Annotated in this window: 8 protein-coding genes; 2 read left to right on the top strand and 6 right to left on the bottom strand. The window is 74.3% G+C overall.

Features of this window, described 5'->3' with window-relative positions:
* Positions 1–36: 36 nt before the first annotated feature.
* Positions 37–1,119 carry a succinyl-diaminopimelate desuccinylase gene (gene dapE, locus ACFW9D_RS34805; protein ID WP_384628822.1) on the bottom strand — a complete coding sequence of 361 codons (1,083 nt, stop codon included), beginning with the start codon at positions 1,117–1,119 and terminating at the stop codon, positions 37–39.
* A complete protein-coding gene (locus ACFW9D_RS34800; RefSeq protein WP_188340473.1) occupies positions 1,116–2,603 on the bottom strand; it encodes an APC family permease in 1,488 nt (495 codons plus the stop codon). Before ACFW9D_RS34800 ends, dapE begins: the two co-directional genes overlap by 4 nt.
* 227 nt (positions 2,604–2,830) lie before the next feature.
* Here ACFW9D_RS34800 and ACFW9D_RS34795 point away from each other — a divergent pair, with 227 nt between their 5' ends.
* On the top strand, positions 2,831–3,880 hold the full coding sequence (locus ACFW9D_RS34795; protein WP_384628818.1) for a substrate-binding domain-containing protein: 1,050 nt from the start codon (positions 2,831–2,833) through the stop codon (positions 3,878–3,880).
* A gap of 294 nt (positions 3,881–4,174) precedes the next feature.
* On the opposite strand, the gene ACFW9D_RS34790 is transcribed toward ACFW9D_RS34795, so the two are convergent.
* The 3 genes from ACFW9D_RS34790 to ACFW9D_RS34780 are packed head-to-tail and all read right to left on the bottom strand — an operon-like array spanning position 4,175 to position 7,664.
* Positions 4,175–4,885, bottom strand: a complete 711-nt coding sequence (locus tag ACFW9D_RS34790) for a sulfite exporter TauE/SafE family protein (protein WP_384628815.1) — start codon at positions 4,883–4,885, stop codon at positions 4,175–4,177.
* Positions 4,882–6,318: an amidohydrolase family protein gene (locus ACFW9D_RS34785; RefSeq protein WP_384628812.1), complete on the bottom strand. Its 1,437-nt coding sequence runs from the start codon at positions 6,316–6,318 to the stop codon at positions 4,882–4,884. The genes ACFW9D_RS34790 and ACFW9D_RS34785 overlap by 4 nt, the downstream gene beginning before the upstream one ends.
* The gene (locus ACFW9D_RS34780) at positions 6,315–7,664 is read right to left on the bottom strand and encodes a uracil-xanthine permease family protein (protein ID WP_384628825.1); all 1,350 of its coding nucleotides are present in this window, start codon (positions 7,662–7,664) and stop codon (positions 6,315–6,317) included. The genes ACFW9D_RS34785 and ACFW9D_RS34780 overlap by 4 nt, the downstream gene beginning before the upstream one ends.
* 324 nt (positions 7,665–7,988) lie before the next feature.
* Here ACFW9D_RS34780 and ACFW9D_RS34775 point away from each other — a divergent pair, with 324 nt between their 5' ends.
* Positions 7,989–8,351, top strand: a complete 363-nt coding sequence (locus ACFW9D_RS34775) for a hypothetical protein (RefSeq protein ID WP_384628809.1) — start codon at positions 7,989–7,991, stop codon at positions 8,349–8,351.
* 16 nt (positions 8,352–8,367) lie between these two features.
* Here the strand turns inward: ACFW9D_RS34775 and ACFW9D_RS34770 are convergent, their stop codons facing one another.
* Positions 8,368–8,871 carry a class F sortase gene (locus tag ACFW9D_RS34770; protein ID WP_384628806.1) on the bottom strand — a complete coding sequence of 168 codons (504 nt, stop codon included), beginning with the start codon at positions 8,869–8,871 and terminating at the stop codon, positions 8,368–8,370.
* Positions 8,872–8,937 lie beyond the last annotated feature (66 nt).

The following is an 8,937-nucleotide window of genomic DNA, read 5'->3' as shown; positions in this document are numbered from 1 at the left end:
GAGCCCGACCGGCCCGCAGGCCGCACGGAACCCGGCTCAGCCGGTGAGCCAGTCCGTCAACGCCTGCCGTACCGCGTGCAGTTCGGCAACCGGCACGTACTCGTCCGGGGTGTGCGCGAGCGACGGGTCGCCGGGCCCGAAGTTCAGCGCCGGCACGCCCGCGGCGGCGAAACGGGCCACGTCCGTCCAGCCGAGCTTCGCCCGGGGCTCGGTGCCGAGACGGGCGAGCAGCGACGCGGCGGCGGGCCGGCCGAGCCCCGGCAGCGCGCCCGCGACCACCTCCGTCACGTCCACCTCGTACTCGGGGAACAGCGCGCGCACCCGCGCCTCCGCCTCCTGCGGCGAACAGCTGGGCGCGAAGCGGAGGTTGACGGTGACGACACAGGTGTCCGGTACGACATTGCTCGCCACCCCCGACCGCACGGCCACCGCGTTCAGCCCCTCCCGGTACACCAGCCCGTCGACGACCACCTCACGTACGCCGTGCTCGTCGAGGCGGCGCAGGACCTCGGCCGCGCGGTGGGCCGCGTTCACGCCCTGCCAGGCGCGCGCGGTGTGCGCCCGCCGGCCCCGCACGGTCACGTCCGCGGTGAGGAAGCCCTGACAGCCGCCCTCCACCAGGCCGCCCGACGGTTCCAGGAGGATCGCCAGATCGCCCGCGAGCAGCTCGGGCCGTGCGGCGGCGATGATCCCGAGCCCGTTGCGCGCGGCGTCCGCCTCCTCGCACTCGTAGAACACGTATGTCACGTCCCGCGTCGGCGCCGTGACCGTCACGGCGGTCTGCAGCGCCACGGCCACACCGCCCTTCATGTCGCAGGCGCCGAGCCCGTACACCCGGTCGTCCACCAGGCGCGAGGGCAGGTTGTCGCAGGCCGGGACGGTGTCCAGGTGGCCGGCGAGGACGACCCGCTCGGTGCGGCCGAGGGAGGTCCGGGCGACGACCGAGTGCCCGATCCGCTCGACCGTCAGATGCGGCGCGGCCCGCAGCGCGCCCTCCACCGCGTCGGCGAGCGCGGCCTCGGAGCCGCTCTCCGACGCCACGTCGACCAGCGCGCGCGTCAGCTCGACCAGATCTCCGGCCGGCCGGAGCACGGCCGCCTCGGGAAGCGTGTGCGTCATGCGCCCGCCTCCACGTCCGCCGTGACGCCGACGGGCTCGCGCCCGGCCGGGGCGTCGCCGTCGCGCGGTTCCCGCAGCGCCGAGTGCCGGCGCCCGAAGCACAGATAGAGGACGGCGGCGAGGAGCAGCCAGCAGCCGAACAGCGTCCACGTCACGCCCGGCAGCAGCCAGGCGAGGTAGAGACAGGACAGCGCGGCGAGCACCGGCACGACCGGGTACAGCGGCACCCGGTACGAGCGCGGCGCGTCCGGCGCGATCCGCCGCAGCACGATCACGGCGGCGGCCACCGCCACGAACGCGATGAGCGTGCCCATGCTGGTCAGGTCCGCCAGGTACTGCAGCGGCACGAACGCGGCGAGACCGCCGACCAGCGCCCCCACGACCCACGTGTTGTGCACGGGCGTGTGCCGCTTGCGGTCCACCCGGCGGAACACCTGGGGCAGCAGACCGTCCCGCGCCATCGAGAAGACGATGCGCGTCTGCCCGTACAGCGTGACGAGCACGACGCTGAAGATGGAGACGACGACACCCGCCGAGAGCACCAGCGCGGGCCAGCTCGTGCCGGTCACGTCCCGCAGGATCTGCGCCAGGACCGCCTCGCCCGCGTCCGCCTGCTCGCCGAAGCGCGCGGCCGGCTGGGCGCCGAGCGCCGCCAGCGACACGAGGATGTAGAGGGCGGTGACCGCCGCGAGCGTCAGCAGCAGCGCCAGCGGGATCGTGCGCCGCGGATCGCGCACCTCCTCGCTCGCGGTCGCCACCGTGTCGAAGCCCACGTACGTGAAGAAGACCCCCGAGGCCGCCAGGCCCACGCCCGTCATGCCGTGCGGCGCGAAGTCCGCGAAGTTGCCGCGGTCGAAGGCGGTGAACGCCACCGCCGCGAAGAACAGCAGCACCCCGATCTTCACGGCCACCATCACCGCGTTCACCGCCGCGGACTCGCGCGTGCCCCGCGCCAGGAGCAGCGAGCACAGAAGCACCACCACGAGGGCCGGTACGTTCACCAGGCCGCCCGCGCCCGGCGGTTGACTGATCGCGTCCGGCAGCGTGAACCCGAACAGCGTGCCCGTCACCTCGTTCAGGTACTGCCCCCAGCTCACCGCGACCGTCGACGCGGCCACCCCGTACTCCAGGACCAGACACCAGGCGACGAGATAGGCGGCCCCCTCGCCGAGGGAGGCGTACGCGTACGAGTAGGTGCTGCCCGCCACGGGCACCGCACCGGCCAACTCGACGTAGCAGAGCGCCCCGAGTCCCGCGACGACCGCCGCGACGACGAACGACAGGATCACCGCGGGCCCGGCCTTCGGCACGCCCGTGCCGAGCACGAAGAAGATGCCGGTGCCGATCACGGAGCTGATGCCGATCAGCGTCAACTGCCCGAGCCCCATGGTCCGTCGGAGGCCGCCGGGCTCCTCCGCGTCGGCCTCCTCGATCATCGAGCCGAGCGGTTTACGGCGACACAGCTGGCTGGCCCATCGGCCCATGGTTCCTCCTGGGGGTGCCTCGCGTCCCCGGCCGTCACCAGGGATGCGGGGGATCCTCCGGGAACGCCGGGGGCCGGACAACGGTGGATCCGCACAACCGCAGCGCCCGCCGTTGGCCGATGCGACAGCGTGCCGGGCCCCGCGGCGACCCCGTCCCGGCCGGGGCAGCCCCGATCGGCGAAGATGGTCGTGTCCACCCCTCCCGCCAGCGAGGAGCACGCGCGCAGATGGCCAGTTCCGCCTCCACCCCGAGGCCGCCGACGATCGCCGATGTCGCCCGCGTCGCCGGGGTGTCGCGCACGACCGTCTCGCACGCGCTCAACGGCCTCGGCAAGGTCGACCCGCGCACCCGGGAGCGGATCAAGAAGGTCGCCGCCGAGCTCGGCTACCGGCCCAACCTGCGGGCCCAGCGGCTGCGGCGCGGACAGGCGAAGGCCATCGCGCTCGCCTCCTCCATGCCCTTCGCCGTCGCGGGCGGCCCCTCCCGGCTCGGGTTCTACATGGAGGTCGCGGCCGCCGCCGCCGAGAGCGCGCTCCTGCACGACTACGCCCTCGTGCTCGTCCCGCCCGTCCAGTCGGGCTCCGCGCTGTACTCCGTGGACATCGACGGCGCCATCGTCGTCGAGCCCGACGTCCAGGACGCGGCGGCGGCGCAACTGCGCGAGCGCGGCCTGCCGTACGTGGCGCTCGGCCGCCCGGTCTCGCCCGACGAGGACGCCCCGTACGTCGACCTGCACGGCGGCCGCGTCGCCGAACTGCTCCTGGACCATCTGCACGAACAGGGCGCGCGGCACCCGGCGTTGATCGTCGGCGCCGGCTCCCGGCACTCCACCGTCGACGCGCTCGCCGCCTACGAGCGCCGCGCCGCCGAGCACGGCTGGGAGCCGGTCGTCGCCCAGGTCCCCGAGCCCGGAGGCGAGCAGGCCGGGTACGAGCGGTGCGCCGCGCTGCTCGCCGAGCACCCCGAGACCGACGCCGTCTGCGCCCTGGTCGACGCGTTCGCGGTCGGCGCGGTCCGGGCGATCCGGGACAGCGGGCGCGCCGTCCCCGACGACGTCATGGTCGTCACCCGGTACGACGGGCTCCGCGCCCGCACCTGCGAACCGCCCCTGACCGCCGTCGACCTGCACCTCGACCAGGTGGCGGCCGCCGCGGTCGAACTCCTCCTCGGCCGACTGCGCGGCGACACCGCCACCCCGCCGACGGCCTCCGCCCCCGAACCCCGGCTGATCGCCCGGGCGTCATCGGTGCGCAGGGGCACGGCACGGACCGTCTGACGGCGCGAGCCGCCTGACGGCGCGGGCCGTCGAACGACCCGGGCCGCTTGACGGCGCCTAAGTCGTGGGTGCGCGGTGGCATGGCGCGGACCGTCCGATGGCGCGGACTGTCTGATGGCGCGGACGGCCTGATGGCATGGGCTGCCCGGGTGGTGGGTGCGCGGCGGCACGGCACGGACCGCCTGACGGCGCGGGCCGTCGAACGACCCGGACCGCCTGACGGCGCCTAGGCCGTGCGGGCGCGGTGGCATGGCATGGACCGTCTGACGTCGCGGACCTTCCGACGGCGCGCGCTCAGACGCCGACCACCAGCACCAGCCCCGACACCAGCGCGAAGACCAGCACGAACAGCCGCATCCGGCGTGCGTCGAGCCGGTGATGGACCAGTCGGCTCAGCCACGCGCCCACCGCGATCGCGGGGAGCAGCAGTGCCGACGCGCCGAGCTCCCCGGCCTGCGCCTTGCCCGTCGCGAACAGCAGGATCAGCGAGGCGACCTCGCCGACGAGGAAGCACGCGGCCACCGTCGCCCGCAGCTCGGCCGGCGGCCGGTGCTGGTACACCAGCGCCAGCGGCGGCCCGCCCACACCGGTCGCCGTCTCCGTCAGCCCGGTCACCGCGCCCGCGCCGAGGTACGCGGCCCGGCCGGGCGTGAACGCGGGCGCCGCCAGGCTCACCACCGCCGCGAGGAGCGTCGCCACCCCCACGAACAGGCCGAGGCTGCGCTCGGGGATCAGCCACAGCAGCGCGAGACCCGCCGGGGTCGCGGCGAGCCGGGCCCCGGTGATCCAGCCCGCGCCGCGCAGATCGAGCGAGGCCCGCTCGCGCCAGGCCACGTACAGGTTGAGCGGGATCATCGACGCGAGCACGAACACCGGGACCAGGCCCGGGTCGACGATCCCGGCCACGGGCGCCACGATCAGGGCGAAGCCGAGCCCGCTGCTGCCCTGGACGAACGCGGCGACCACCACCGTCAGGGCCAGCACCACCAAGGTCACGCCACTCACCGCCGCGCACCCCGCTCCCGTACCGCACCCGCCCGTACCGCGGCCTCCCGCGCCGCCACCGACGTCGGATGGGCCCGCGTGATGTCCGCCCGGCCCACGGCCGACCGCGCCAGCTCCGCGGCCCGCCGCACGAGCGCGTCGCCGTCCCAGTCCGTCGGCCGACCGTGCCACATCCTCAGCCGGCCGTCCACGAACACGGCGGAGATCTGGTCCCGGTTGCCGCGCCGCACCAGCTCCCACGGCAGGTCCCAGGAGAACGCCAGCTCCGGCGTCTCCACGTCGACGAGCAGGAAGTCGGCCGCCAGACCCGCCGCGACCTGGCCGGTCCGGGCACCCAGGCCGAGGGAGTCCGCGCCGCCCCGGCTCGCCGCCTCCAGCCACGTCCAGCCGGCGCCGCACGAGGAGTCGCCGGTGGTCAGCCCGTAGGCGAGCCGCTGCGCGAACTCGGCGGCCTCCGTGAGCCGGAAGCCGTCGCCGCGCGTGCCGTCCGTGCCGAGGCCGAAGCGGATGCCGCGCTCGGCCATGGCGGTGGCGGGCGCGACGGCGTTGCCCTTCCAGGCGCTGGCCACCGGGTTGTAGCTGATCGCCGTGCCGGTGTCGGCGAGCAGCGTCAGCTCGCGCGGCGTCAGCAACGTGGCGTGCGCGCCGAGCAGTTGGGGCCCGAGCGCACCGATGCGGTGCAGGTGCTCGAGCGGCCGCAGCCCGTGCCGGACGAGTGAACGCTCCACCCCGGCGAGGTGCTCGTTCACATGGATCTGCACGACGGCCCCGGCCTCCGCGGCGAGCCGCGCGGTGCCGTGCAGCGTCGCCTCGGTGGCGGCCTCGGGGATGGAGACGGCCAGGGACGGGTGCACGAGGGGGTCGTCGGCGTAGCGGGCGAGGTGCTTCCCGGCGGCGTCGAGCGCGGTGGCGCTCGCCCCCTCCGGGGCGTCCGCGTCGTTGCAGACCAGGCCGAGGACGCAGCGGATCCCCGCGTCGCGCGCGGCCGAGGCGACGACCTCGACGTCCACGTCCGCCCGCGTCCCGGCGTCCGCGACGGTCGTGAACCCGCCGCGCAGCGCCTCGTACGCGGCCAGTTTCGCCGCGACGTAGGCGGATTCCTCGTCCAGGGCGCCCTCCAGGGGCACCCACACCCGGCGGAAGATCTCCGAGGGCTCCCCGAAGGCGAGCGCGGAACCGAAGGACTGCGTGAGGTGGTGGTGCGCGTCCACGAAGCCGGGCATCAGCAGATGCCCGGGCATCCGTACGGCCCGCAGTCGCGGATGCGCCCGCTCCAGTTCGTCGGCGGGGCCGACGGCCAGGAAGCGTCCGCCGTCGACCACCACCGCCCAGCCGTCCACGGGTCCTTCGGGAAGGAGCACCGCGCCGGGGGCGAGGAGGAGCGGGCCGGGGGCGGAGAGGAGCCGGCGGTCGGGGTGGTCGGGCGTGTTCATCGGTCGCTTTCTGTGCGTACGGAGCCGGAGACCGGCGTGCTGTTGCTCAGGCGGGCGGCGATGCCCGGCCTGACGTGGTGGAAGAGGACGTTGAGGACGGCGGCGGTGAACGCGCCGACGGCGACGCCGCTCTCCAGGAGGATGCGGACGTTCGGCGGGAAGCCCCCGTACACGCCGGGCACGAGGATCGGCAGCAGACCGAGGGCGAGCGCGACGGCGCAGATGAACGTCGAGCTGTGCCGGTCGAGGTCGCTGCGCCCGAGCATCTGGATGCCGAGCACGGTGATCACGGCGAACACGACCATGGCCGTGCCGCCGACGACCGCCGAGGGGATGACGCTGATGGCGCGGGTCACGGGGGCGAGGAACCCGATGACGATGAGCACCGCCCCGGCGGCCGCCGTGACGAAGCGGCTGCGAACGCCCGTGACCCGGACGATGCCGATGTTCTCGCCGCTGGTGACGATCAGCGGAAGCCCGAAGAAGCCGCCCACGAGAGAGGTCAGCGCGTCGCCGCGCACGGTCTTCGGGACGTCGGTGCGCCGGTCGATCTCCTTGCCGACGGCCTCCGCGTTGATGACGGTCTGCCCGGTCGCCTCGGCCATCGACGCCAGGCTGTAGAGCATCAGCGGCAGCGCGGCGACCAGGTTGAACTGCGGGGTGCCGAACGGCATCAGCTGCGGCACGTTCACCAGACCGCCCCCGGCCGCCTGCCCGAAGTCGATCGCGCCGGTCGCGGCGGCGAGCGCCGTCCCCGCCAACAGGCCGAGCATGACGGCGAGTTGACGCACCACTCCGGTGAAGAACAGGTAGAAGGCGACGGTGAAGCCGATCGTCGCCATGCCGAGTCCGAGGTTGACCGGGTCGGCGAAGCCGGGGGTGCCGGGCCGCCCGGCGACGAGGACCGCGCCCACCTTCACCAGGTTCACGCCGACGATCACGATCATCGTGCCGATGACCAGCGCGGGGAAGAAGCGCAGCAGCCGCGAGAACACCGGCAGCACGACGAAGCAGAACAGCGCCGTGAGGACGACCGCGCCGGTGGCGGTGGGCAGCCCGTGCTGCTCGGCGATGGCGAGGAACAGGATGAGCGGTGCCCCGCCCGGCAGCATGACGAACGGCAGCCGGGGCCCGAACTTCCAGGGCCCGAGCGACTGGATCAGCGATCCGACGCCGGACAGCACGAACGCCGCCGAGAGCAGATCGACGGTGAGCCCGGGGCCGAGCCGGAGGGTGGCGCTCATCAGGAAGATCGCCGAGATGGGCGTCGCCGCCATGACGAGCACGTGCTGGACGCCGAAGAGCAGGATCCGCCCGAGGGGGCGCCGCTCGTCGACGGGGTGCACTCCGGAGCGGCCGCCCTCGGCGTGGTCGGGCTCCGGTCCCGGGTGGGGCGTCCGGTCTGTTTCGGGCACGGGTGGTTGCGCGGGGACTGACCCGCTCTTCTGGGGACTGAACACGTTCGGGCTCCGTTCGGGAGACGGCACGCTCGGGTTCTTCAGCCGCGATCCGGCCCTGGGACGGAGAGCCAAATCGATTTGGCCAAATCGATTTGGCTGCCAGTATGAGGGTGTGGGGTGGGGGAGCGTCAAGGCCAGGAGCCCGGCCGGTCGCGCCGTGTGGCAGAGTTCCGGAGGCGAAACGCAGTCGAGCGGAACGGGGGACGGGCCGTGGAGGACCAGGCGCGGGGCACGTGGGGCCTGATGATGTCGTGCCAGCACGCGAATCCGACCGGGTTGTACAAGCAGACCCGGGCGGAAGGGCATGTCACCGGTACGCGCGCCGAGGCGCGGGAGGCGCTGCACCGTCACGTGCTCGCCTTCGACCCCGCCCGTCCGGCGATGCCGGTACGCCGCGTGATCTACGAGGACGGCGAGGGCTACCTCGTGATCATCCAGGGCAGGACGCAGACCTACCAGTACGAGTTCAAGCTGTGCCGCGTCGTCCTCGACTCGCAGCCGAACGCGGCGCCGCCCGCCGCCCCGCCGGCGTACACCCCGCCCCCGCCGGCCGCCCCGCCCACTGCGGGCTGACCGGCGAAGGGCCGGTTCAGGAGCGTCCGCGCACCTCGGTGAGCAGCCCGTACAGGACCACGTTGCCGCTGTACCCGGTCCGCTTGTCGTAGCGGCCGCCGCAGGTGATGACGCGGAGTTCGGGCAGGCCCGTACTGCCGTACACCTTGCGGTCGGGGAAGTCGTTCTTGTCGACGACGTCGATGCCGTGGACCTCGAACACGGCGGTGGAGCCGTCGGCCCGGTCGACCTCGATGTGCTCGCCCTTCTCGAGCGAGCCCAGACCGTAGAACACCGCCGGGCCCCGCGCGTTGTCGACATGCCCGTCGATCACCGCGGTACCGCGCTCACCGGGCGTGACGGCCTTCGTGTACCAGCCCGCCAGGTTGGCGTCGTCCGGGGGCGGCGCGTCCAGCCAGCCCTCGGCGTCCCGGCCCACCCGGGTCAGCGGCGCGTCCACCCCGATCTCCGGGATGCGCACCCGCACCGGGTTGGACGCGGGCAGCGGATCGGCCGGCGGGGTCGTGGGGGGGGTGTGCACCCCCGCCGCGCGGGCGGGGGCGGGGGGGGGGGGCGGGGGGGCCGCGGGCGGGGGGAGCCCGCCGCG

This window comes from Streptomyces sp. NPDC059524, from assembly GCF_042749255.1.
GTDB lineage: Bacteria > Actinomycetota > Actinomycetes > Streptomycetales > Streptomycetaceae > Streptomyces > Streptomyces xanthii.
Note: the sequence above shows the minus strand (reverse complement) of the source record. Positions and strands in the feature narration are given on the sequence as shown.